This is a genomic window from Myxococcus stipitatus DSM 14675, from assembly GCF_000331735.1.
Lineage (GTDB): Bacteria > Myxococcota > Myxococcia > Myxococcales > Myxococcaceae > Myxococcus > Myxococcus stipitatus.
Genome location: NC_020126.1, coordinates 10,067,221 through 10,091,638, shown reverse-complemented (window position 1 = coordinate 10,091,638; position 24,418 = coordinate 10,067,221). Strand labels below are relative to the sequence as shown.

Below are 24,418 nucleotides of genomic sequence, written 5' to 3'. Positions count from 1 at the left end.
AGTCGACCCCCGGAGCCGCGCCCTTGAAGAGAAACGCAGGAGGTCGTGCCGCGAAGCGGCTCCCCGTCACCCGCGAGAGAATCTTCGCCGCCGCGCGCACCCTCGCGGACCGCTCCGGCATCGAGGCCGTCACCATGCGTGCCGTGGCCTCACGCCTCGACGTGGAGGCGATGTCCCTCTACAAGCACGTGCGCAACAAGGACGACCTGCTGGATGGGCTCATCGAGCTCGTGATGCAGGAGCTCGAACCCCCTCCTGTCTCCGCCGACTGGCGCTCGGGCCTCCGGCTCCGCGCGCGCAGCATGCGCACCGTCCTCCTCCGACACCGCTGGGCCTCCATGCTCATCGAGTCCCGCACGACGCCCACCCCCGCGAGGCTCCGGCACCACGAGGCCTCGCTGCACCTCCTGCGCGATGCCGGCTTCTCCGTGGAGCTCGCCTACAACGCCATCCTGTCGCTCGACAGCTACATCTACGGCTTCGTCGCCCAGGAAGTCTGGTGGCCCTTCGAGCCCGATGAGCGCCCCGAGCTCGGCGCCTCGCTCGCTCCCCACATCAGCCCCTCCGAATACCCTCACCTCCTCGAGATGATCTCCTTCGTCATGGGCCGCGCCGCGAAGAAGGAGGGGAGGGCCAGCAGCACCGCCGCGGGCTACCAGGCCGACTTCGACTTCGGACTCGAGCTCCTCATCGACGGACTCGCTCGCTCGGCGTTATCCCAGAAGAAGCGATAGCGGGGATGCGAGGTCCTCCCTCGAACCGCAGTCGCCCCACCGCAATCCCTGCCGGAATTGGCAATCATTGCCTCCGGATTTCCGCAATCCTTGTCGCCCCATAGAGTCTCCCGCCGGGAGGGTCTTTGGCGCCCCAATTGCTTTGCCTGGACTCACTCCGCGACCCGGACCTGCATGGTGCGGTGTTCCGGCGCGGAGCCCCCCTCGGCCACGCTCGGTGCGGTCCCCTCCGCTCGCGCGTGGCTGTCATTGAAAGGACCAGGTCTCTCCATGCAATCCCCCCCGACACCTCGCAACCCATTGGCCTTCCGTGCGCAACCTCCTCTTCGCCCTCCCGCTCGCGACCTTCACCGTCGCTTGTGGTGGCGAGGCTCTCGAGACCGACGCTCCTCGGGCCGAAGCCCCCGTGGTCGCCGATGAGGCCATCGGCCAGGCCGAGCAAGAGATCACCGTCTACGGCCCCTACACGTGGCGCACGAACCAGCCCGAGTACATCTCCACGTCCCTCGGCGCTTCCTCCAACCGCACCTGCTTCCTCACCGCCATCGGCGGCAACCTCCAGTCCGCCCCCGGCGACCTCGGCTGGGGGATGGCCGGTGTCCTCCTCTCCGGGAGCGAGTGGAAGGTCTTCGTCAACCAGACCCTCAGCACGGCCCTGTCCACCACCGTCCAGTGCGTCAACTCCGTCGCCAACCGCACCGCCGAGGTCGCTTGGTACAACGGCGAGGCCGCCAAGCTCCTCGGCGCCGTGACGGCCGACCGCCGCTGCTTCCTCCCCAGCATCGTGGGCGCCGGCGGCTTCGACTCCACCGCCGATCATGTCCGCGTCTGGAATGACGGCCTCAACTGGTACCTCGGGGGTGACCTCGCGGACTCGGGCGGCGCCAAGGCCCTGTGCGTCGACATCCCGGAGGACCATGGCGCCTGGCAGTGGAGCACGGGCGCGAACACCAAGACCCTGAACCTCGCCTACAACCCCGATGGCATCGGCTGCTTCCTCCATGGCCTCGGCGGCAACTTCAACCAGAACAGCTACGGTGACGGCGTGAGCGTCGACTACAACGCCGGCACCCGCACCTGGGAGATGAACCTCTCCGCCTACAAGCGCGGCTGGGCGAGCTGCGTCAAGTAATCCCTCTCAAGACCTGGGCTCGCCTCCTCGCGGGCCCAGGTCCCTCACCGCAAGCCCTGCCGCGACCGGCAAGCCTTGCCCGCGTCCTCCCCCCGCATTCCGGCAACCCTTGCCGTCCTCCCTCGCGCTTCCCTCTGAGGACCCGTTGGCATTCCGGTTGCTCTACCTGGGCGCACTCCGAGACCCGGACCCGCATGGCGCGGTGTCCCGGCCCGGAGCACCCATCTGGCGCACGCTCGTTCCGCTCGCGCCTGGCTGTCTTTGAAAGGACAGGGTCTCTCCATGGCTTCCATGCGCAACCTCTTGTTCGCTCTCCCGCTGGCCACCTTCACCGTCGCTTGTGGCGGTGAGCCCCTCGAGCCCACCTCTCCGGAGGCCGCGTCCCCCGTCGTCGCCGACGAGGCCGTGGACCAGGTCGAGCAGCGCGTCGGCCTCCAGGGCCCGTACAACTGGCACACCAGCGCGAACGGCTACGTCTCCACGTCCATCGGCACCGCGACCAACCGCACCTGCTTCCTCACGGGCGTGTCCGGCAACCTGCAGCCGCCCACGGGCAGCAGCAGCTGGGGCAGCACCGGTACGTTCGTCTTCGCGGGGGAGTGGTACATCTTCGTCAACCACAACTTCAGCAAGATGCTGGGCAGCACCGTCGAGTGCATGACCACGGCCGCCAACCGCACCGCGGAGGTCTCCTGGTACAACGGGCAGGCCGCCAAGCTCCTGGGCGCCGTGACGGCCGACCGCCGCTGCTTCCTCACGATGGTCGAGGGCTCCGGCGCCTTCGACTCCACCTCCGAGTACGTCCGCGTCTGGAATGACGGCCTCAACTGGTACCTCGGCGGCGACCTCGCCGGTGAGGGCGGTGGCCGCGCGCTGTGTGTCGACGTCCCCGAGAGCCACGGCGGCTGGCAGTGGATCTCCGCCGGGAGCGGCTTCAGCAAGGAGCTGGCCTACAACCCCGGTGGCGTCGGCTGCTTCCTCTCCGGCCTCGGCGGTCGCTTCAACCAGAACAGCCTCACGGACGGCCTGAGCATCGACTACAACTCCGGCACCCGCACCTGGGAGATGACGCTCTCGCCCGCGAAGCGCGGCTGGGCCAACTGCGTCAAGTAATCCCTCTCACCCCGGACCTGGGCTCGGCTACAGCGAGCCCAGGTTTCTCTCCCAGAGGTCCCTCACCGCGCCCAGGTCGTCGAACCCACACCCCGACGCTCCCGCGATGACGGTCTCTCCCACGGGAATCGAATACCCCCGGTACGCCGCGATGCTCGCCTGGATATCCGCCAGCGCCGGGTCCCGGTCTCCGTAGACATAGAACAGACGTGTCGAGCCTCGCTGCTCGGGCCGGTTCCCGTCCCACTCCAGCGCCCCGCTCCACGACACCGTGCCGCCGCACCCCAGCGCATGGATGCCTCGGAACCGGCTCCCATACCGAGGCAGGAAGCTCCCCGTCAGGAACACCGAGCCCCCCGCGGAGCCGCCGAACAAGAGGGGCTCGTTCACGATGTCCCAGCGCTTGCGCAGCGTGTCGATGACCTCCGCCAGCGCGCTCGCGTTCTCTCCCGACACATCCCGGTCCGTCTCCGTCGGTGTCCCCGTGCACGTCGTGAGTGACGGCCGCGTCCACCAGGAGCACCGGTTGGGCGCCAGCGCCGACACGTAGAGCGTCTCGCTCACGTAGGCCCACGGTGCCTGCGCGCGCGGAGCCTCGTCCCTCGTGTGTGCCCGCGCCCCATCCCCGTGCAGGTAGATGGCCAGCCGCACCGGTCGCGGCACGATGCCGCCGCGAGGCTCGACGATCTTCAGCTCCACCCCCGCCACCCGCGCCACACAGTACGCATACGTCTGGTTGTCCGACGTCACCGTCCCCGTGCCGTCACACGGCAACTTCCCCGCACCGCCCGAGCTCGTGGAGCCGCCATCGTCGGGGCCCGCATCGACTCCTCCATCGACGCCCGCGTCCGTGCCCGCATCCGCGCCGCCGTCGGGTGGGACGTGAGGGGGCTCCGGGTCCTCGGAACACGCGGTGAGCGACAGCACGAGCACGGCTGCGAGGAGAGGTCGGTTCATGGCGTGCCTCCGGGGGCCCCAGATGTATGTCGCCCCTGGCCATCGCGCTCCTCGGGCGCGGCCTTCTCGCGGCACGCTGTCCTGTGGCTCACTTTTCAGCGGCGGCGCAACTCATGACACGCGGGGAGCGATAACCCAGCAAGTCGTTCGCTTGCCCTGGAGATGCTCCATGGTCGCTCCCCTTCAGCGGTCCTCGCAGAACTCGGTGGTGCGCCCCTTCTCGTCCGAGGAGCCGCGTCCCCAGCCCAAGCCGACGCCCGGACTGACGCCGCGGCCCGACACGTTCGAGCCCTCCGTCGCGCAGCTCGCGCCGTCGCCCAGCCCGGGCAAGTCGCCGACGCCGCCTCCGGTGAAGCCGCCGCCCGCGCCGCTGACGCCCGCGTCGACGGACCCCACCAACCCGACGCCGGCGATGGTCGTCCGCCCCTCCGAGAACTTCAATGACAGACCGAATGGCGTCCAGAGCATCGACTCCATCGTCCTGCACCACACCGCGGACCCGTCCGACCAGAGCAGCCTGGAGACGCTGACGGGCAAGCCCGAGTCCTTCATGGGCTGGCTCAAGGACAAGTACAAGGACCTCACCGGGCGCGGCGACGTGAGCTCGCACTACCTCATCGGCAAGGACGGCACCATCTACCAGCTCGTCGCCGACGAGAAGCGCGCGTGGCACGCGGGGGAGGGCTCCCTGCCCGGCAAGCCCGGCGATGTGAATGACCGCTCTATCGGCATTGAAATCGTCAACGAGGGAGACGGGAAGGACGGCTACACCGAGGCGCAGTACAAGGCGCTCGAGCAGCTCGTCCCCTATCTGTCCAAGCGCTACAGCATCCCCAGCGAGAACCTGGTCGGCCACAAGGACGTCAGTGACCGGAAGCAGGACCCCTCGACGAACTTCGACTTCGACCGCATCCGCACCGCGAACGACGCCTGGCGCTGAGCGGGGCGCGTGTCTGGCTTTGGCGCGCGCTCACACGCCCGTCGCGGCGACCTCGCTCCACAGGCTGTCGCCCTCGAGCACCGCGTTCAGCGGCGCGCGCTTCTCCGCCACGCGCAGCAGCACCGCGGCGAGCTGGTCGATGTGGATGGGGCGCAGGCCGCCCAGCAGCGGCAGCTTCGCGAGCAGCCCCAGGAGCGCGGGCGGCTGGTGATACTCGCCCTCGAACGCGGGCGGACGCACCACCGTCCACGGGATTCCGCTCTCGCGCACCAGCCGCTCCGCCTCCGCCTTCGCCTTCAGGTAGGCGCCCACCGGCCGCCCCGCGCCCATGGAGCTGAGCAGCACCAGGTGGTCCACGCCCACGCGCTTCGCCGCCTCCACGAGCTGCCGCGTCGTGCCGATGTCGCTCGACTCGTACGTGTCTCCCGCCGAGAAGCGCTTGCGCATCGTCCCGATGAGCTGGAGCACCGTGGTGCTCCCCTTCATCGCCTCCGCGAGCGGCTCACCACGGGCCAGCTCCACCACCGCCTTGCGCGGCCAGCTCTTCGCCGGCTCCGTGTCCGCGCTCTTCGGGCGCACGTGCGCAACCAGCGGCACGTCTCGCGCCAGGGCCTGTTTCACCACGTTGCGCCCTGTCGCCCCCGTGGCGCCGGCGACGAACAGAAGGCGGGATGGCTGCGTCATGGCGGAGGCTCCCTCGGGGGCGGATGGCGATGAGGGCCCCTCTACAGCACACCGGCGGTTGCCTGCCCAGTCCGACTCTCACTCCGCGTGCGTCGCTTCCACCCCGAGACAGGCGTTCCCGGGAGGATGCCGCGAGTCACCCCGAATCTCGCAACCAGGTGGGTGTGAACTCCGCGCCGCTGGGGCTACCATGACGCGCGCCTTGGACACCCGCGAGCCGCTCGTCTTCCCCCAGAGTTTCGAAGGACTCCTCCGTGCGCTGGGAGACCAGCTCGATGAGCGCTGCGTGGGCCGGCTCAAGCAGGTCGGCGTCGACGTGAAGGGGAAGCTCGCCCCGGCCTATCCCTTGGAGGTGTGGCTGGGCGCGCTCAAGGTGGCCGCGGACACCCTGGCCCCGCAGCTCCCGCTGGAGGAGGGCGCCGCCGTCGTGGGCCGCCGCTTCGTGGAGGGCTTCGGCTCCACCCTCATCGGCGGGGCGCTGCTCACCTCCGTGCGACTGTTGGGTCCTGAACGGATGCTCGCGCGCATGACGCGCAACCTGCGCACCGGCACCAACTACCTGGAGGCCACGTTGGAGCCCCAGGGACCTGGACGGTATGTGCTCACCTGCCGGCCCGTGGTGGTGGCGGGCTTCTATGTCGGTCTCTTCCTCGCGGGGCTGGAGGCCAGCGGCGCGCGTCACCCCTCCGTGCAGGTCGTTCGTCGAGCGGGCGAGGAAGCCGTGTACGACATCGCCTGGACCTGAGCACCTGGTACCCGGCCGTGGTAGTCAACGGCCCGCCCATGTCCACACCGTCGCCCACCGTGACCTCCGCGCCTCTGCCCGAACCCCAGTCCCAGCTGTCCGCCACGCTGCGCGACCTGGCCACCCGGCTCCCCGAGTCCCTCACGGTGCGCGAGCTGATGCAGGCCTGCGGCGAGCAGGGCCTGCTGCTCTTCTGTTGCATCCTCACCTTTCCCTTCCTCCTGCCCGTGTCGATTCCGGGGGTCTCCACGGTGTTCGGCGCGCTCATCGTCTTCATCGGCGTGGGCGTGATGTTCAACCGAGGGCCCTGGCTGCCGCGGAAGATGATGGAGAAGAAGCTGTCGCGCACCTCGCTCCTGCCCGCGCTGGAGAAGGGCGCCAGCGTCTTCACGAAGGTGGATCGGCTGAGCAAGCCCCGGCTGCTGGTGCTCACGCACGGGGCCAGCACCAACCGCTTCAACGGCTTCATGTTGTTCGTCGCGGGCGTGCTGTTGATGGCGCCGTTCGGCCTGGTGCCGTTCAGCAACACCCTGCCGGCGCTGGCGGTGCTGTTCTTCGCCATCGGCATCCTCCAGCGCGACGGCTACGCCATCCTGATGGGGCACGGGATGACGGTGGGGACCATCGCCTACTTCAGCGTCCTCATCTTCGGCGCCATCCAGGGCGGCAAGGGGCTGGCGGGCCTCATCGGCCGCTGAACACTCCGGACGGCGTCCCTGTCAATCCAGTGGGCGCCGGGTGCCGGGTGTGTAACAACCCGTGTATCACCGGGGGAAACCCGTCCCCCGGATGACTTGAATCTTCGTTATCATCCCGGCGGGCGGCCCCCCGCACATGCGTCCAATCCCACTCGATGCGACACAGCCTCGCTATGAGGACCCCGCTCGGCGTCTCGTTGAAGCCGAGGTCGTGGGCGGTCGCTATCGCATCGTCGACTTCCTGGGGCGGGGCGGCGCCGGGACGGTGTGGCGGGCGCAGGACCTGCTGAGCGGGCCGGTCGCCATCAAGCGGCTGAACAAGACGGTGGAGGACCTGGTGAAGGCGCCGCCGGGTGAGAACACCCCGTCGTCCGCCGCGCGCCATGAGCTGGCGCTGTCCCTGGCTCACGAGTTCCAGACGCTGGCCTCGGTGAGACACCCGCATGTCATCAGCGTGCTGGACTACGGGTTCGACGCCGAGCACCGGCCGTACCTGGCCATGGACCTGCTGGAGGACGCGCGGCACCTGGTGCAGGCGGGCTCCAACCAGCCGCTGGACGTCCAGGTGGACCTGCTGGTGCAGACGCTCCAGGCGCTCGCGTACCTGCACCGCCGAGGCATCATCCACCGCGACCTCAAGCCCGCCAACGTGCTGGTGGCGCGCGGGCAGGTGAAGGTGCTCGACTTCGGGCTCGCGGTGGGACGGGAGCAGGTGCACCGCGCCCAGCCTGGGGGGACGCCGGGCTACCTGGCGCCGGAGCTCTTCGAGGAGCAGCCGCCCTCGGAAGTCACGGACCTCTTCAGCGTGGGGGCCATGGCGTGCCAGATGATCTTCGGGCGGCTGCCGTTCGATGGGAGGGCGCCGTCGGCTCCGCCGGGCTTCCCCGCCGAGCTGCACTCGGTGCTCGAGCGGCTGGTGTCGAAGGATGCGCGGCGGCGGCCTCGGGGCGCGGATGAGGTGATTGCGGCGCTGTGCTCCGCCACGCGCCGCGCGGTGCCCTCCGAGTCCGTCACCACGCGCGAGAGCTTCTTGCAGGCGGCGCGCTATGTGGGCCGCGCGCGGGAGTTGTCGCTCCTGACGTCCGTGCTGGACGCGGCGCTGCTGGGCCGGGGCGGTGGGTTGTTGGTGGGTGGGGAGAGCGGGGTGGGCAAGTCCCGCCTGCTCGACGAGCTGCGCCCGCTGGCGCTGGTGCGCGGCGCCGTGGTGCTGCGCGGACAAGCGGTGGCCGCCGGTGGCAGTCCGTATCAGGAGTGGCGCCCCGTGCTGCGGTGGCTGTCCATCCTCACGCCGCTGGATGACCGCGAGGCGAGTGTCCTCAAGCCGCTGGTGCCGGACCTGGAGGCGCTGCTGGGGCGCCCGGTGCCGGACCCCGCGGAGCTGGGCGCGGAGATGGCCCAGACGCGCCTGTTGCAGGTGGTGGAGGACATCTTCGCGCGGCTGACGCAGCCCACGGTGGTGTTGCTCGAGGACCTGCACTGGGCCCATGCGGAGTCGCTGCTGCTGCTGTCGCGACTGGCGACACGCGCCACCGGGTTGCCGTTGTTGCTGTTGGGCAGCTTCCGCGACGACGAGGCTCCCATGCTGCCGGCGCAGTTGCCGGGGATGGACGTGCTGCGGCTGCCTCGGCTGGACGCGGGGGAGATCGCCGTCCTCAGCGAGTCGATGATTGGACCGGCGGGGGCTCGGCCGCACCTGGTGGAGCTGCTGCGGCGGGAGACGGAGGGCAACCCGTTCTTCCTCGTCGAGGTGGCGCGCGCGCTGGCGGAAGAGGCGGGCGGGTTGGACCGGCTGGGGGACATGCCCCTGCCGGAGCGGGTGTTCGCCGGTGGCGTGCGGCGGCTGGTGCGGCGGCGGCTGGAGAAGGTGTCCGCGAGCTCTCGCGACCTGCTGCGCGTGGCCGCCATCGTCGGCCGGCAGGTGGACGTGGTGCTGCTCAAGCACGCGGCGCCCGGCGTGGATGTGGAGCGCTGGCTGTCGTACTGCGCGTCGGCGGCGGTGCTGGATGTCTCGGATGGGCAGTGGCGCTTCGCGCACGACAAGCTGCGCGAGGGCGTGCTGGAGGAGCTGGCCGCGGCGGAGCGTCCGCTGCTGCACCGCCGGGTGGCGGAGGCGATGGAGGTGGCGTACCTCATGGGCCCCGAGCCCACCGCCGCGCTCTGCTACCACTGGGGCGAGGCGGGCGACTCCACGCGCGAGGCCGAGTACGCGCAGCGCGCCGGTGAAGAGGCGCTGCGCGTCGGTGCCTGCCGTGAGGCGCTGCCCTTCCTGATGCGCGCGTTGGAGCGGGTGCCCCCGCGCGACAAGCTGCACCAGGGACATCTGGAGGCGCTGCTCGCGGAGGCGCGCTTCCAGTTGGGCGAGCTGACGGCGTTCCGAGGCCACGCGGAGCGGGCGCTGAAGCACTTCGGCTGGCCGGTGCCGACGACGCGCGTGGGCTGGGCGCTGGGCACGGTGGTGCAGGTGGGGCTGCGGCTGGCGCAGAGTGCCCGGCCGGATGCGTATGACGTGGAGACGGAGGAGCGGCGGCGGGTGCGGCGGGTGGCGGGCCGGCTGTTGATGCGGCTCACCGATGCGTTCATCTACGCGCAGGAGGCGCTGCCCGTGCTCTGGTCGGGCCTGCGCATGCTCAACCTGTGTGAGCCCGCGGGGGCTTCGTCGGAGCTGGCGCGCGGGTATACGAACATGGCCGTGGTGGCGGGCACCGTGCCCGTGCGCCCGGTGGCGGAGGCATGGGTGGGCCGGGCTCGGGACGTGGCCGAGCGCGTGGGCAACCCGGCGGACCTCGCCTATGTGCTGTGCCGCAACGCCGTGTACGCGACGTACATGGCGCGGTGGGTGGAGGTGGAGGCGTGGCTGGAGCGGGCCATCGGCATCGTCGACTCCGTGGGCGACATGCGATTGGCGGAGGAGTGCCGCGCGCTGCTGACGGTGGTGTCCTGCTACCAGGGGAAGTTCCAGCGGGGTCTGCCGCTGATGGATTGGTTGGAGAGCTCGGCGCGCAGGCGCGGGGCGCTCCAGACGCAGCACTGGGCGCTGCACTACCAGGCGCACATCCACTTGCGGTTGGGTGACCACGAGAAGGCGCGCGCCGCGCTGGAGCAGACGGTGACGTGGACGGAGTCGCAGGGTGGACTCACGGACCGCATCATCCTGGATGGCACGCTCGCGCTCCTTCGGCTGCGCGAGGGTGATTTGAGCGGTGCGCGTGTCGCGGCGGAGAAGGCGCTGACGAAGCTGGTGGCGGGCAAGTCCGTGGCGCACTTCGTCTACTTTGGCGCGACGGCGGTGGCGGAAGTGTTGCTCACGCTGTGGGAGCGCGAGGGCGGGCAGGAGCGCTCGTTGGTGGAGAGTGCTCGGGCGGCGTGCCGGGCGGTGGAGGGGTTCGCGCGGGTGTTCCCGTTCGCGGAGCCCGCGGCGCGGCTGTGGCGCGGGCATGAGGCGTGGTTGTCGGGGGACGTGGCGCGGGCCTACGACTCGTGGCGCGAGTGTGTCGCCGTGGCGACGGCGAAGGGCACGGCGTACGAGGAAGGACGCGCGCGCTTCGAGTTGGCGCGGCACCTGCCTCCGGGCGACCCGGCGAAGCACCTGCACCTGTCGCGGGCCGTGGAGCGCTTCGAGGAGATGGACGCGCGCGACGACCTGGACCGGGCGATGGGGCTTCAGAGCCTCGAGGCCTGACGAGGCGGGCGTCGGGGGCCCCTTGGTCTGAGTGACGGTGCTACAACGCGCCGGTGCCTAGCGGATTGAGAGTGGGGGATGTCGCGCTGCTGGCCTGCCCGGCCTGTCGTGGGACGTTGGTGTTCCACGGCCAGGAGGACGAGGGCTGCGTGGCCTGGGGCTGGCTGCGCTGTGGCGGATGCGCGGAGGCGTGGCCGGTGAAGCGTGGCCTCGCGCGGCTGTTCCGCGAGGACGCCGTGCGCGGCACGGACCGCTTGATGCGGGCCATCTACGACGGACTGCCCGCGCTGCATGACCCGCTCACCACCGTGCTCACGCCGCTGCTCCAGTTCGTGTCCGAGGCGAAGATGCGCGCGGCCTACCTGCGCCGGATGGAGCTGGGCACGCTGCGCTCCTCGCCCGACGGGATGCCGCTGCGCGTGCTCGAGGTCGGCGTGGGCGCGGGCGCGAACCTCCCGCTCATCCGCCGCGAGCTCGTCTCCGGCCAGGAGGTCGAAGTCTGGGGCGTGGACCTGAGCGAGGGAATGCTGGGCCGCTGCCAGGCCCGGCTCCGCAAGGGCAGCTACCCCGACGTTCGCCTGATGATGGCGGACGGGCACTCGCTGCCGTTCCCCGAGGGCATGTTCGACCGCGTGCTCAGCGTGGGCGGCATCGGCGCGTATCGCGACCCGGCCAAGGGCCTGCGAGAGCTGGCCCGCGTCGCGAAGCCCGGCACGCCCGTCGTCGTGGTCGACGAGCAGCTCGACCTGGCGCGCCAGCCCTCGCTCCTCCAGCGCGCCGCGTTCCGCGCCATCACCTTCTACACGCGCGACGCGCACTGTCCCCGGGAGCTCCTCCCGTCGCTCGCCACCGACGTGCTGGAGGAGCAGGTGTCCCCGTTCTTCTACTGCCTGCGCTTCCGGATGCGGGAGCTGCGGGCCACGGCCGTCACGGGTTGAGCACCAGGTCCAGCAGGCGCAGTGTCATGCCGCCCGTGGCCTGCGCTTCCGGATGCAGGAGCCGCGGGCCACGGCCGTCACGGGTTGAGCACCAGGTCCAGCAGGCGCAGCGTCATGCCGCCCGTGTAGTCGATGGTCGCGCCGTTGAACCAGCCAGCCTCCTCGCCACACAGCACACCCACGAAGCGCGCGACCTCCTCCACCGTGCACATGCGCCCGGCGGGGTTCATGCGCGCGTGCGCCTCCTCCAGCCGCTCCAGGGCCTCGGGCGTGTAGACGTGCTTGAGCGCGGGCGTCATCACCGTGCCGAACTTGAGCAGGTTCACCCGGTGCCCCAGCCCGCCCAATTCCATGGCCAGGTAGCGCACGTACATCTCCAGCGCGGCCTTCGACGCGCTGATGAGGCCCGTGTTCGTCAGGTGCGTCTCCTTCAGCGTGTTCTGCAATCCCAGCAGCCGCGCCTCGGGCGCCAGCATGTCGGAGGCCACCAGCGCCTGCGTCCAGTACACGAACGAGTGCGCCATCGTGTCGAACGTCCGGCGCACCCGCTTCGCGTGGAGCCGGTCCTCACCCTCCGACAGGAAGCGCCCCACGGACGCTCCCGCGATGGAGTGCACGAACAGCTTCACCGCGCCGGGCCCCGCCACCTCTCTCAGCGCGCGGACACCGGCCTCGGCGGCCTCGGGCGTGGAGGCATCCGCCTGCCACATGAGCACGCGCCGGCCCGCGTCCTTCGCCTGCCGCTCCACCTGCGCGGCGCTGTCCAGATAGCGTCCCCGGTGCACGCCAAACACATTCAGCCCGGGCTTGTTCGCCACCGCGTGGGCAATCGCCGCGCCCGTGCCCGATGAGGCCCCGAGGATGAGCGCCCACTGTCGCTCTCCCGTGCCTCGTTGCTCCCCCGAGTCGCTCATCTGCCTTCCTGTCCGTTGCATTCATGCCATCGACTCGGGCCGCGGTCCGCGTGCCCGGTCCAGCAGGGCCTGCACGGCGCCCGCCACTTCCCGGTGTGCTTCCAACATCGCTCCCCGGTCACCCGCGTCGAAGCCCGGCGCCAGGTGCCGCGTGAGCGGCTCCCCCACCCACTGCGTCATCCTCACCGGAAACGGCAACGAGAAAGGCCACACGCCCGTGGCGCCCACGCCCAGCCAGAGCGGCAGCCGCGCGGGCATCCCCACGCGCCGTCCCAGCGCATACCCGTCATTGAGCCCCAGGTATGCGTCGTCCATGCCGCTGCCCGCCACGGGGACGATGGGCAGCCGGTAGCGAATCGCCAGCCGCAGGTAGCCCAGCCGCTCGCCCCAGCTCACCTCATACCGATGCCGGAAGCTCCGGCAGCCCTCGCGGGTGCCTCCCGGCTGCACCAGCACGTGCTCGCCCCGCGCCACCGCCTCCTCCAGCCTGGGGTCATCGCCCGTCACGAAGCCCAGCCCGTCCGCCACCGCGCGCATCCCGGGGAGGCGGTCGAACGCGCCATGCGCCACGCCGTGGGGAAGGTAACCCAGTTGCTCATGCAGGGTGACGGTCAGCATGCACAGGTCCACCGCGAGGGGACGTCCGTGATAGCCGACGATGAGCTTGGCCCCCGGGCGCAGGAGCGGCTCCAGGTTCACCACCTGGTAGCGGTGGTAGCGGCGCAGCAGCCCGAAGACGCTCAGCCATGCGGCCAGGGGCAGGCCGCTCGCGCGCATCATCCTCCCACCCGGTACAGCACCGCGCCGTGCGCGACGCCCGCGCCCACTCCCACCATGAGGATGCGGTCCCCGGCCTTGACGGGCCGCGTGCGCAGCAGCCGGTCCAGCGCCGTGGGCAGCGACGCGGAGCCCACGCTGCCCACCGTGTCCACCACGCGCACGCCCCGCTCCGCGTGCAGGCCCAGGGCATCCATCACCGCGTCCAGCATCCGCCCGTTGGGTTGATGCGTGAGCACCCACTCCACGTCGCCCAGGGCCACCCGCGCCTCGTCCAGCACCGAGCGCGCCGCGCGCATCAGCGCCTCCAGCGCCACGCGTGTCATGGCCTTGTTGGGCGTCAGGAAGCGCATCCGCTCGGGCTTCCCCGTCGCGTGCGGATTCTCCAGCACCACGTCCGGAGGCAGCGTGCCGTCGTTGCCCAGCGCCACCCCGAGCACCCCTTCGCCCGGGCGCGCCGCTCCGAGGATGGCCGCCGCCGCCGCGTCTCCGAGCACGAGGTAGGGCCTGGGGTCCTCCGGCGTCGTCGTGCGCGACAGCAGCTCCACCGACACGATGCCCACCGGGCCCAGGCCCGTGGCCACCGAGCGCGCGCCCACGTCGAACGCGCTCAAGAAGCCCATGCACGCGTTGCTCAGGTCCATGGCGTCGCAGCTCCCCGCGAGCCCCAGCGCCGCGGCCACCCGGTTCGCCGTGGCGGGCGTGGTGACGTCGCCGCCCATGGAGGTGACGCAGAGGATGCGCCGGAGCGCCCGCGCCTCCAGCCCCGCCGCCTCCAGAGCGCCCCGCAAGGCCTGCGCGGCCACGGCCGCCGTCGTCATCCCTGGCGGCGCGAAGTGGCGCGTGAGGATGCCCGTCTTGCGCAGCACCTCCTGGGCGTCGCGGCCCACGCGAGCGCACAGCGCCTCGGTCGTCACGGGTGGACCCGGTTGCAGGCTCGCCGTCCCCAGGATTCGCACGGGAATCATGCGGCCTGCTGTCCTCCGCATCGCCGCCCATGGGGGCCGCAGTGCACGCGCATCTGCTCCCAGTGCCCGTGCAGCTCCGCCAGCTTCCACGCCAGCGCTTCATCCGAGGCCGCGCGCTCCAGGATATCGCGCGCCTTGGCGAACTCCATGGCCGTTCTCAGCGGCGTATCCGCTGACTGGATGTCGTAGCTCACGTCCGCCATCAAGCTCTCCGCGTCACCGCTGCGGTGCAAGAGCAGCACACCGCTGGCGACCAGGTCCAGGGCCCTGGAGACCGGATTGAGCCCCGCCAGGAAGCGCCCCACGCGAGAGCCTGGCATCCAGGCCGTCTCTCGCAGCCCGAAGGGAAAGATGTTGCTGGAGAAGACCAGGTCCGCGCCCGCGCTCACCAACACGCTCGCGGGCACCATGCTGGTGAAGGCGCCATCCACATACCGTGCGGGGGGCACCAGGGTGGGGGCCCACAGCCCTGGCGCGGAGCCGCTGGCGCGCACGCCTCGGGCGACGGGGCCTCGCTCCAGCGCCACACACTCCCCGTTCGTCAGGTCCGTCGCCACGGGCAGGAAGCGGATGGGCAGCTCCTCCAGCCGCACCTCTCCCAGGTCGCGCGCGATGAGGTGCTCGAAGGAGTAGGTTGTGACCACGGCCGCCATCGCCGCCAGCGAGAGCTGGTGGCTCATGGCCCGCTCCTCCAGGCGGTGCAGTCCCTCCAGGCCGCTGCGCCCATCCAGCGCGGTGCCGCAGAAGTACGCCCCCACGAGCGAGCCCATGCTGGAGCTGCTGATGAAGTCCACCGGCACGCGGTGCTCCATCAACCAGCGCAGGATGTGCACGTGGTAGAAACCCCAGACCCCCCCGCCGCTGAGCGCCAGCCCCACGCGCCGGTGGGTGATGGCCCGCGCCCAGCGCGACATCGCGTCGCGCTCCGCGGGGCACAGCCCCACCTCCATCAGCGGCCGCGCGTCCACCTCCAGCACGTCCAGCCGCGTGGGGTTCAGCCGCAGCCTGCACGGCGGCAGCACGCGAGAGCTCACGCTCGGCCCGTCGTGTGGCCGGCCCTCCAGCAGGCTGTCCCGAGGCGGACGTCGCGGGTCGATGACCACCGTGGGCAGCACGCGCCCCTCGCTGGAGCCGGGCGAGGGCGCATCCTCCGGGTGCTCGACGAGGACGACGTGCTTGTCGACGAGCGGCTCCCCCTCCACCGCCTGGCACCCGTCGAGGAAGACGTAGTGCGGGTCGTGCTTCTGGGTGAGCTCGCGCAGGCGGGAGAGGGTGATGAGGCCCGGCGCGCCGGGGCCCAGGGAAGGCACCGTGGCGCGCATCACGCCGTCCGCGCCCCTCAGGGGCAGCTCGGACGAGCCGGGCTCCGCGGGGCGGACGAGCAGCACCCGGTCCTTGAACTCATGGGTGATGACCTTGGCCACCAGCTCGATGAGCCGTGACAAGGGCATGGCCTGCACCTGGCTGGAGAAGGACACCACCTCCACTTGAGGCAGCGGGTCCTCGCGCCGGGGGGGCGCCGCGTGGACGAGCAGCCGCTTGAGGTCCTGCCGCAGCCCCGCGCTGGCCTGCACCAGCGTCCACACGTCGTCGCGCGGGAAGAACAGGCCCTTGCACGCGGTCGTCGCGCGCGCGGTGACGGAGTAGCGCCCGCCCATCAGGGCCTCGAAGCCCAGCGGGGTTCCGGGCCTCAAGGTGAGCAGCGATTCACCATCGCGAAGCGCCTCCAGCTCTCCCTCCAGCAGCAGGAAGAAGCCGTGCGCCTCCTGGCCTTCCTCACACAACACCGTGTCCCGAGCCCAGGTGACATCCCAGGCCACGTCCAGGAGCTGGAGGAGGACGGTGTTGCTGGTGTGCCGCAATGCGGGAGCGCGTTTGAGCGCGTACAGCCGACGACGCTGGACGTCGAGGGGCATGGAACGGGCCATGAAGCGCGGGAGGATAGCGGACCCTCCGGCGTCGGATATGGGGTCGTATCAGCCCCCGCCCATAAACTCAGGCGGGCTGCGGCCGAGGAGGCTCGCCACCGGGAGGAGGTGCTCCTCCGCCACCGGGCCGGGCGTGCTCATGGCGCTTGAGGACTCGGGAGCGCGCCGCCTCCACCACCGCGTACAGCACGGGGATGAAGATGAGATTGACGAACGTGGACAACAACATCCCGCCGAACACGGTGGTGCCCAGGGACTTGCGGGCCGCCGCGCCCGCGCCCGAGGCAATCACCAGCGGAATCACGCCCATGAGGAACGCGAAGGACGTCATCAGGATGGGACGCAGGCGCGTGCGGGCTGCCTCGACGGCGCTTTCCATCACGCTGTAACCCTCGTGACGCAGTTGCTCCGCGAACTCCACGATGAGGATGGCGTTCTTGCTGGAGAGGCCCACGAGCATCACCAGCCCCACCTGGCAGAAGACGTCATTCTGCAGCCCGCGCAGGTTCTGGAACCCGAGCGCCCCCAGCATGGCCACCGGCACGCCCAGCAAGATGACGAAGGGCAGCGCGAAGCTCTCATACTGCGCGGAGAGCACCAGGAACACGAAGATGATTCCCAAGGCGAAGATGAGCAGCACCTTGCCGCCCGCCTCCTGCTGCTCCAGCGACAGGCCCGTCCACTCGTAGGTGTAGCCCTCCGGCAACACCTCCCGCGCCGCCGCCGCCATCGCCTCCAGCGCCTGCCCGCTGCTGACGCCGGGCGCCGCCTGTCCGTTCACCTCGGCGGAACGATACAGATTGTAGTGAGAGATGTTCTGCGCGCTGGTGACGGGGACCACCCGGACCAGGGACTCCATGGGGACCATGTCGCCGCCGGAGGTGCGCACATAGAGCGCGCCGACGTCCTTGGGCTGGCTGCGGAAGGGCATGGCCGCCTGGACGAACACCCGATACACGCGGTTGGCGAATGTGAAGTCGTTAACATATTGGCTGCCCAGGTAGACCTGGAGCGTCGCGAACAGCGACTCCATGGGCACGCCCAGGGACAGCGCCTTCTCCCGGTCCACCTCCACGTCGAGCAGCGGCGTGTTGGCGGTGAAGGACGAAAAGACACCGCGCAGCTGGGGGTTCTGGTTGGCCTTGCCCACCAGCGCCTCGGTCGTCTGGGCAATCTGCGCGAGGGTGCGCGTGCCCTGCTGGTCCTCGAGCACGAACTCGAAGCCGCCCACGCTGCCCACGCCGCGGATGGCGGGCGGCTGGAAGGGCAGCACGCGCGCGCCGCCGATGGCGAGCAGCGGGCCTCGCAGCCGCTCGATGATGCCCGCCACGCTGTGCTCGGTGCCCTTGCGCTCGCTCCACGGGCGCAGGTTGGCGAAGAGCACGCCGTAGTTGGCGCCGGTGCCCAGGAGCGAGAAGCCGCCGACGGTGAAGATGTCCGTCACCTCCTCCTGCTTGCGCAGCACCTCCTCCGTCTGGAGCAGCACCCGGCGCGTGTAGTCCAGCGACGTGCCCTCCGGGCCCTGCACCGCGACGATGATGTAGCCCTGGTCCTCGTCCGGGATGAAGCCGGAGGGCGTGGCCCGGTACACCCAGACGGTGGCGAGCAGGCACAGGCCGAAGACCATCACCACCGGCCACTTCAGCGGACCGATGAGCCGCCGCAAGAGCCGGCCGTAGGCGTCGCGGAAGCGGTCCATGCCCCGGTCGAACTGACGGAACACCTTCCACTTCTGACCCTCGTGCGGACGCAAGAGCCGCGCGCACAGGGCGGGGGACAGCGTCAGCGCGACGAGCGCGGAGAGGCTGATGGAGAAGGCGAGGGTGAGCGCGAACTGGCGGTAGATGGCGCCGGTGGTGCCGGGGAAGAAGGACACGGGGACGAACACCGCGGAGAGCACCAGGGCGATGGCCACCACGGCGCCGGCCACCTGGCGCATGCCTCGCTGCGTGGCCTCGCGGGGCGCGAAGCCCTCTTCCATGGTGCGCTCCACGTTCTCGATGACGACGATGGCGTCGTCCACCACCAGGCCCGTGGCCAGCGTGAGGCCGAAGAGCGTGAGGGTGTTGAGCGAGAAGCCGAACGCGCTGACGAAGAGGAAGGTGCCAATCAGTGACACCGGCAGCGTGGTGGCGACCACCAGCACGCTTCTCCAGCCGTGCAGGAAGACGAAGATGACCAGCACGACGAGGATGACGGCCTCGACCAGGGTGCGCAGCACCTCCTCGATGGAGGAGCGCACGGCCACGGTGGTGTCGAAGGCGTCCTGGTACTTCACGCCCGGCGGGAAGCTCTTCTGGAGCCGGTCCAGCTCCTTGATGACGCCGTTGCGCACCTCCAGCGCGTTGGAGCCCGGGAGCTGGAAGATGCCCAGGCCCACCGCCTCCGTGCCGTTGAAGCGCAACAGCTGCGCGTAGTTCTCCGCGCCCAGCTCCACCTTGCCCACGTCCCGGATGCGCACCAGCGAGCCGTCCTGCCCCCGCTGCACGACGATGGCCCCGAACTGCTCCGCCGTGACGAGCTGGCTCTGCACCCGCAGCGTGAACAGGTAGTTCTGTCCCTTCGGCGCGGGCTCCTGGCCCACCTGGCCGGCGCCCACCTGGACGTTCTGCGCCTGGAGCGCGCCCACCACGTCCGACGCCGTCAGCTTGCGCCGCGCCAGCTCGGAGGGGTCCAGCCACAGGCGCATCGCGAAGCGCCGCTCACCGAAGATGGTGACGTTGCCCACGCCCTTCACGCGCAGGAGCGCGTCGCGGATGTAGACGTCCGCGTAGTTGCTCAGGAACTCCGTGTCGTAGTGGCCGCCCTGGGAGAAGAGGCCGAAGGCCATGAGCAGCTGCGTCTGGGCCTTGGTGATGGTGATGCCCAGCGCGTTGACCGCGGCGGGCAGCTGCGCGGACGCGGTGGCCACGCGGTTCTGCACGTCCACCGCGGCGATGTCCAGGTCCCGCCCCTGGTCGAAGGTGACGGTGATGGTGCTCACGCCCGTGTTGCTGCTGGAGGAGGAGATGTAGCGCATCCCCTGCACGCCGTTGAGCTGTCGCTCCAGCACCGTCGTGACGGCGCTCTCCACCGTCTCCGCCGACGCTCCGATGTACGTGGCCGTCACCTGCACCTCGGGCAGCGACAGGTCCGGGTACTGCTCGATGGGGAGCGCGGGGATGCTGATGGCCCCCGCCAGCGTGATGATGATGGACAGCACGCTGGCGAAGATGAGCCTTCGGATGAAGAAGTCCGTGAACATGCCGTCCCCTCACTGGCCCGCGTCGGAGGCGCCGCCCACGCCCTGGCCCTGCGCGGGCCTGGCGGGCGTGGGCTTGATGGGCTGGCCATCGCGCAGCAGCTGCAGTCCGCTCACCACCACCTGGACGCCCGCGTCGGCGCCGCCCGTCACCTCGTAGTCGTTGCCCGTCACCTCGCCCACGGACAGCGGCGCGCGGCGGGCCACGGTGCCGCCATCCACGGTGGCGACCTCGTACACGAAGGACTGGCCGCTGATTTGAGTCACCGCGACGGTGGGCACGGTGAGCGCTTCCCGCACTTCGTACACCACCCGCGTGCGCACCATCTCCCCGGCGCGCAGCCCCTCCTTGTTCTCGAAGGCGGCCCGCACCTCCACCAGCTGCGTCGTGGCGCTGGGCGTGGGGGCGACGAAGAAGACGGGCGCGGCCACCACGACCTTGTCCTTCTCGTCGAGCAGCTCCACCGGTGTCTTGCCAATCTGGATGGCGCGCGCCCGGTCCACCGGCACCTGCACGGCGACCTCCAGCATGCGGCTCTGGTCCAGCGTGGTGAGCTCCGTCTGCGGCGTCACGTAGTCGCCCACCTTCACCGGGAAGTCGCCCACCATCCCGGCGAAGGGCGCGCTCACCTCGTAGAAGCCCAGCTGCACGCGCTGCGATTGGATTTGCGCTTCAATCGCTCGCGCGCTCGCCTCCGCCTGCCGCGCCTGTGCCACGGCCTGCTCGTAGTCCTGGCGGCTCTGGAGGCCTTCCTTGAGGAGCTGCGCGCTGCGCTCCTGGGTGCGCCGGGCGAACTCGCGCTGCGCGAGCGCGGAGGCCCGCTGGGCCTGGGTGGCGCGCAGTCCCGCCTGCTCGCGGCGCGGGTCCACGACGAGCAGGACCTCCTGGTCCTTCACCCACGTGCCCGGCTTCACGGGAATCGATTGGATGTAACCGGCCACCTGCGGATACACGATGATGCTGGTGCGGGAGATGAGCGTGCCCACGTAGTCGGCCGCGTCGCGCACCTCGCCCGGTGACAGGGAGATGACCTCCACGGGCATCGCCATGCCCGCGCCGGCCGCGCCTCCTTGAGGGCCTTCCTGGCTCTTGCAGCTCATCCACGCCAGGGCCGCCGCACACACGGCGCCCACCGTCCTCACCAGTCGCATGCCGCCTCCGCCAGGAATGCCTCGACCTTGGCTCGCTCGAGCTGAAACTCCCGCACCACCAACGCCAGCTCCGCTTGCCGCAGCGCCGCCGCGGTCTGGATGAGCTCCAGGCTGGTGCCCGTGCCCACCTCGAAGCTGCGCCGGGTCAGCCGGTCGTTCTCCTCGGCCAGCTTCTGCTCGCGCGAGGAGATGTCGCGCGAGTCCTGCGCCACCTTCACCCCGCGCCGCGCCTGCGCCACCTCGATGGTGACCGAGCGCTCCAGCGCCAGCGACTGCTGCCGCGCCGAGGTCGCCTGCGCGCGCGACTGCCGGAGCAGGCCCTCGCGCACGCCGCCATCCCAGAAGGGCAGGCTCAGCGTGGCGCCGATGTTCCAGAAGGGCACGTTCACCGCGTCCTCCTTCACCGTGAGGGCCACGGTGGTGCTGCTCAGCGAGAGCGAAGGCACGTACTGCGCCTTCACCGACGAAATCTGTCGCTCGGCCACGGTGATGCGCGAGCGCGCCGCGGCCAGGTCGGAGCGCCCTTCCAGGTTCTCCAGCGTGCGGCAGTCCTTCTGTGCCCGCTGCATCAGCGACTCCACGCGCACCCCAGGCGCGAGCCCCACCGCCTCGGGCGTGCCCAGCGCCAACCCCAGGGCCTCGCGTGCCTTGCGCAGGTCCTCGTCTCCCACGACGACCAGCGCGCGCGCCGTCTCCGCGTCCTGCTGCACGCGCACCACGTCCAGCCGCGTGCCCGCGCCCAGCTCCAGCCGCCGCTGCGCGAGGGCGAGCCGCTCCAGCGCCGAGCGCAGGTTGACGCGGTTGACCTCGGCCAGCCGCTCCTGCGCGGCGACGGAGACCAGGGCCCGGGCGAGCGCGAGGCTCAGCTGCCGGCGCGTCTCCGCCAGGGACAACGTCGCGGTGCGCTGGCCCTCGCGCGCGGTGCGCAGCGTGGTGATGGCCTGGTAGTTGAAGAGCGCCACCGAGGCCGTGAGCAGTCCCGCCACGGGCGGCTTGGTGGGCGTCTGGGTGTCGCTCCCCCCCGTCACGGGCGGGTCCGAGGTCTGGAAGCCCGTCGTCCCGCCGCCGAGGCCTCCACCTCCTCCGCTGCCTCCTCCGAAGAAGAGCGACGTGTTGTCGGTGTCCAGGATGTTCAGCTGCGTGAGCACGGTGCCGTTGAGGCTGGGCAGCAGGCCCGCCAGCGCGACGCGCGCCTGTCCTCCCGCGGACTCCACCTGCGCCTGCGCCGTGCTCAGGTCCGTGGAGCGCTGGCGCACCAGCTCCAGGGCCTCATCCCAGGAGCGCATCTGGATGGGCGCGGGAGGCACGGGCGTGAGCAGCGGGTCGGAGACCTCGGGCGTGGGAGGCCCGGACGGGGCCTGGTCCTCGGCGCCCTCCGGAGGCAGTCCCTGGGGCGGCTTCGCGCGGGCGTCAGGCGGCGTGTCGGGTGGGGCCTGGGTGGCCTTCACCTTGCGCACGGTGGGCTTGCCGCGGGCTCGAGCCGCGGGCGTCGCGCCGAGCAACACCTCCGGCCGTGGGCCGAGGTGCGAGAGCAGGAGGGCGAGCAGCAGGGCGTTCATAACGGGTGCCCTGAGGTAGGGGAGTCACCCGATACCGGCTACGTACCCTGGGGCCGGGGCGCGCCTGTTGGACAGACGCGGCGCTTGCCTGCTCAACAGTGGATGGAGTCCGAGGAGGGTGTTCAGCGGCCCTGTTTGAGCATGGACAGACGCTGGCGGGCCGCGCGGCTCTGTGGGTCGAAGCGCAGCGCTTCCGACAGTCGCTCCTGGCCCTGCTTCACGTTCCCCTGGACGACGTAGATGTCGGCCAGTCGGATGAGGGCGTCGACGTTGTAGGGCTGCAGGTCCAGCGCGCGCTCGTACTCCCGCGCCGCGGTGGCCAGGTCCTTGCGCCGCACCGCCAGCTGCGCGAGCAGGATGTGCGGCTGGACCAACGAAGACGTCTCCGGCCGCGAGGCGAGCTGCTCCAGGGCCGAGACACCTCGCGCATCCCCCACGCTCGCGAGCGTCAGCGCGGAGGCCTGACGCACCCACGTGGAGCCATCCTGGAGCAGCGCCGCCAGATCCTCGCTCGCGTCCTTGCCACCGCCCGCGAGGCCCAACGACTCGATGAGGTCCAGGCGCAGCCGGCTGTCCCGCGTCCCCTTCAGCGCGGTGTGCAGGGCCGCCACCGCCTCGGCCTTGTGGCGCTGGGCGAGCAGCCTGGCCGCGGCGCCCCTCAACGACGGCACCTCGTGCGTGTCCGCGAGCACGGCCTCCAGCGCGGGGCGGGCGGTGCTCGCCGTCTTCTCGTCGAAGGCATCCGCCAATCGCAGACGCCGCTCCTGCCGCTTCGCGGCCTTGGGCCACCCCTTCGCCAGGGCCTTCGTCATGGCCTCCGGCGTCTCTTTCGTGTGACAGGCGTTGCAGGCGTTGGGGATGCCGTGGCGCGAGGTGTTCTGGGGCGCGGGCACGTCCATCGCGTGGTCCGCGAACTTGTCCAGCACGCCGGAGACGACGGGCGGCAGGTGGCAGGCCACGCAGTCCTGCGCCTCGCGCGCGCGGTGCCGCGTGTGGCGCGAGCCCGCGGCGAAGAGGTCCGCGTGGCACTGCTGGCACGTGGCGGAGCCCGCGGAGACGGTGGCGGAGGGCTTGTCGGGGAGGTGCAGCTCGTTGGGCGCCTGCGGGTCGTGCGGCGCGGTGTGGCAGGTGAGGCAGGTGGCGCCGCCCTGCGTGTGGCAGCGGGACTGGATGAGGGCCTGGTACTCGAAGCTGGAGGTGCTGGGGCGTCCGTCGGTGAAGTAGTCGCCGGAGCGCTCGGTGCCGACGAAGAGGACGATGGGCTGGTAGAAGTCCTCGTAGCGCTGGCCGGGCTGGAAGCGGTGCGCGCCGTCCAGGATGGGGAAGAGGGGGCGGCGCGGGCCGTGGCACTGCGCGCACACCGCGAAGCCCAGCTCCGCGGACAGCTTCGCCGGCTGGATGATGTCCTGGGGGGCCTGCGTGTCCGCGTGCTTCGCGCCGGGGCCGTGGCAGCTCTCGCACCCGACGCCCGCGTCGGTGAAGCGCGTGGACCACGTGCGCGTGGCGCGGTCATAGCGTGCGTCCAGCCCGGTGACGTGACAGTCCAGGCACGCGTGCTGGGCGCTGCGGCGGAAGTTGGCCCAGAAGAAGGGGTGCTCCGGCGTGAGCGCGCCCTGCTTCGTCTCCGAGTAGTCCACCCACTCACCCTGGCCGGTGACGTGGAAGTAGACGGGCAGCACCTGCCAGCGGCCATCCGACAGCACGGTGACGGGGTCCTGCATCCGCTTGCCGCCCACCACCCACCGCACGGGGAACTCCGAGAGCTGCCCGTCCGCGCCCTTGGTGCGCATGAAGTGGTCGTCTCCCTCGCGGCGCATCCACGCCTCGCTGGAGTCCCCCTTGAAGTGCGTCCCAGGGGTGTAGTCGCCCACCACGAACGCGGACGTCGCGGGAGACAGGGCGCGCGCGTGCCAGTCCTTGCTCCAGCCCGCGTGCTGGTCCTCGTGGCACTCGCCGCACGCCTTGGCGCCGACCTGCGCGGCGCGGAGCGATGAGACGTTCTCCTTCGCGAGCGTCGGCGGGGCCTTGGGCGTCGGAGCGGAGGCCACGGGCGGTGGGGGCTCGTCGCCCCTTCCGCGCAGCGCGAGGGTGACTCCCGCGGCCGTGCCAAGCAGTGCGAAGAAGACCAGGGCGAGCAGGGCAGGGCGGACGGGGCGCATGTCGGGAGTGCCTCGATGCTGCCCGTCGCGCCCTGTCGTGACAAGCGTGGCTCACCAGGATGACCGTTTATGTCGGCCATCCTGGGTTGAGTCGTGAGGC

18 protein-coding genes are annotated in these 24,418 nt (G+C 70.9%); 8 read left to right on the top strand and 10 right to left on the bottom strand.

Annotation, left to right across the window (positions count from 1 at the left end; genetic code table 11):
* Positions 1-23 precede the first annotated feature (23 nt).
* The 3 genes from MYSTI_RS39280 (at position 24) to MYSTI_RS39270 (ending at position 2,979) form a co-directional block, all read left to right on the top strand.
* Positions 24-734, top strand: a complete 711-nt coding sequence (locus MYSTI_RS39280) for a TetR/AcrR family transcriptional regulator (protein ID WP_015353440.1) — start codon at positions 24-26, stop codon at positions 732-734.
* Between the two features lie 310 nt (positions 735-1,044).
* The gene (locus MYSTI_RS39275) at positions 1,045-1,866 is read left to right on the top strand and encodes a hypothetical protein (protein WP_015353439.1); all 822 of its coding nucleotides are present in this window, start codon (positions 1,045-1,047) and stop codon (positions 1,864-1,866) included.
* Positions 1,867-2,148: 282 nt separating this feature from the next.
* Positions 2,149-2,979: a hypothetical protein gene (locus tag MYSTI_RS39270; RefSeq protein ID WP_015353438.1), complete on the top strand. Its 831-nt coding sequence runs from the start codon at positions 2,149-2,151 to the stop codon at positions 2,977-2,979.
* A gap of 27 nt (positions 2,980-3,006) precedes the next feature.
* Here the strand turns inward: MYSTI_RS39270 and MYSTI_RS39265 are convergent, their stop codons facing one another.
* The gene (locus MYSTI_RS39265) at positions 3,007-3,936 is read right to left on the bottom strand and encodes an alpha/beta hydrolase (protein WP_015353437.1); all 930 of its coding nucleotides are present in this window, start codon (positions 3,934-3,936) and stop codon (positions 3,007-3,009) included.
* 169 nt (positions 3,937-4,105) lie between these two features.
* Here MYSTI_RS39265 and MYSTI_RS39260 point away from each other — a divergent pair, with 169 nt between their 5' ends.
* A complete protein-coding gene (locus MYSTI_RS39260; RefSeq protein ID WP_015353436.1) occupies positions 4,106-4,876 on the top strand; it encodes an N-acetylmuramoyl-L-alanine amidase in 771 nt (256 codons plus the stop codon).
* A gap of 30 nt (positions 4,877-4,906) precedes the next feature.
* Here MYSTI_RS39260 and MYSTI_RS39255 read toward each other — a convergent pair whose 3' ends face one another.
* On the bottom strand, positions 4,907-5,560 hold the full coding sequence (locus MYSTI_RS39255) for an SDR family oxidoreductase (protein WP_015353435.1): 654 nt from the start codon (positions 5,558-5,560) through the stop codon (positions 4,907-4,909).
* 190 nt (positions 5,561-5,750) lie between these two features.
* Here MYSTI_RS39255 and MYSTI_RS39250 point away from each other — a divergent pair, with 190 nt between their 5' ends.
* From MYSTI_RS39250 to MYSTI_RS39235, 4 genes are all read left to right on the top strand, one after another.
* On the top strand, positions 5,751-6,305 hold the full coding sequence (locus MYSTI_RS39250; RefSeq protein ID WP_015353434.1) for a DUF2378 family protein: 555 nt from the start codon (positions 5,751-5,753) through the stop codon (positions 6,303-6,305).
* Positions 6,306-6,343: 38 nt separating this feature from the next.
* Complete coding sequence (locus MYSTI_RS39245; RefSeq protein WP_015353433.1) at positions 6,344-7,003, top strand: exopolysaccharide biosynthesis protein; 660 nt, start codon at positions 6,344-6,346, stop codon at positions 7,001-7,003.
* A gap of 136 nt (positions 7,004-7,139) precedes the next feature.
* Positions 7,140-10,682, top strand: a complete 3,543-nt coding sequence (locus tag MYSTI_RS45500; protein WP_015353432.1) for a serine/threonine-protein kinase — start codon at positions 7,140-7,142, stop codon at positions 10,680-10,682.
* Between the two features lie 71 nt (positions 10,683-10,753).
* Positions 10,754-11,620 carry a methyltransferase domain-containing protein gene (locus MYSTI_RS39235; RefSeq protein ID WP_015353431.1) on the top strand — a complete coding sequence of 289 codons (867 nt, stop codon included), beginning with the start codon at positions 10,754-10,756 and terminating at the stop codon, positions 11,618-11,620.
* Positions 11,621-11,697: 77 nt separating this feature from the next.
* Here the strand turns inward: MYSTI_RS39235 and MYSTI_RS39230 are convergent, their stop codons facing one another.
* From MYSTI_RS39230 to MYSTI_RS39195, 8 genes are all read right to left on the bottom strand, one after another.
* The gene (locus MYSTI_RS39230) at positions 11,698-12,534 is read right to left on the bottom strand and encodes an SDR family NAD(P)-dependent oxidoreductase (RefSeq protein WP_015353430.1); all 837 of its coding nucleotides are present in this window, start codon (positions 12,532-12,534) and stop codon (positions 11,698-11,700) included.
* A 21-nt stretch (positions 12,535-12,555) separates the two neighbouring features.
* Complete coding sequence (locus MYSTI_RS39225; RefSeq protein ID WP_015353429.1) at positions 12,556-13,314, bottom strand: lysophospholipid acyltransferase family protein; 759 nt, start codon at positions 13,312-13,314, stop codon at positions 12,556-12,558.
* Positions 13,311-14,279: a 3-oxoacyl-ACP synthase III family protein gene (locus MYSTI_RS39220; RefSeq protein WP_015353428.1), complete on the bottom strand. Its 969-nt coding sequence runs from the start codon at positions 14,277-14,279 to the stop codon at positions 13,311-13,313. The genes MYSTI_RS39225 and MYSTI_RS39220 overlap by 4 nt, the downstream gene beginning before the upstream one ends.
* Positions 14,276-16,195, bottom strand: coding sequence for a patatin-like phospholipase family protein (locus MYSTI_RS39215; protein WP_015353427.1), 1,920 nt, complete (start codon positions 16,193-16,195; stop codon positions 14,276-14,278). Before MYSTI_RS39215 ends, MYSTI_RS39220 begins: the two co-directional genes overlap by 4 nt.
* A 79-nt stretch (positions 16,196-16,274) precedes the next feature.
* Positions 16,275-19,451 carry an efflux RND transporter permease subunit gene (locus tag MYSTI_RS39210; protein WP_015353426.1) on the bottom strand — a complete coding sequence of 1,059 codons (3,177 nt, stop codon included), beginning with the start codon at positions 19,449-19,451 and terminating at the stop codon, positions 16,275-16,277.
* A 9-nt stretch (positions 19,452-19,460) separates the two neighbouring features.
* Positions 19,461-20,600 (bottom strand): efflux RND transporter periplasmic adaptor subunit, encoded by a 1,140-nt coding sequence (locus MYSTI_RS39205; protein WP_015353425.1) that lies wholly within the window; start codon positions 20,598-20,600, stop codon positions 19,461-19,463.
* The gene (locus MYSTI_RS39200) at positions 20,588-22,159 is read right to left on the bottom strand and encodes a TolC family protein (RefSeq protein ID WP_015353424.1); all 1,572 of its coding nucleotides are present in this window, start codon (positions 22,157-22,159) and stop codon (positions 20,588-20,590) included. Before MYSTI_RS39200 ends, MYSTI_RS39205 begins: the two co-directional genes overlap by 13 nt.
* A 122-nt stretch (positions 22,160-22,281) precedes the next feature.
* Positions 22,282-24,318, bottom strand: a complete 2,037-nt coding sequence (locus MYSTI_RS39195) for a tetratricopeptide repeat protein (protein WP_015353423.1) — start codon at positions 24,316-24,318, stop codon at positions 22,282-22,284.
* Positions 24,319-24,418 lie beyond the last annotated feature (100 nt).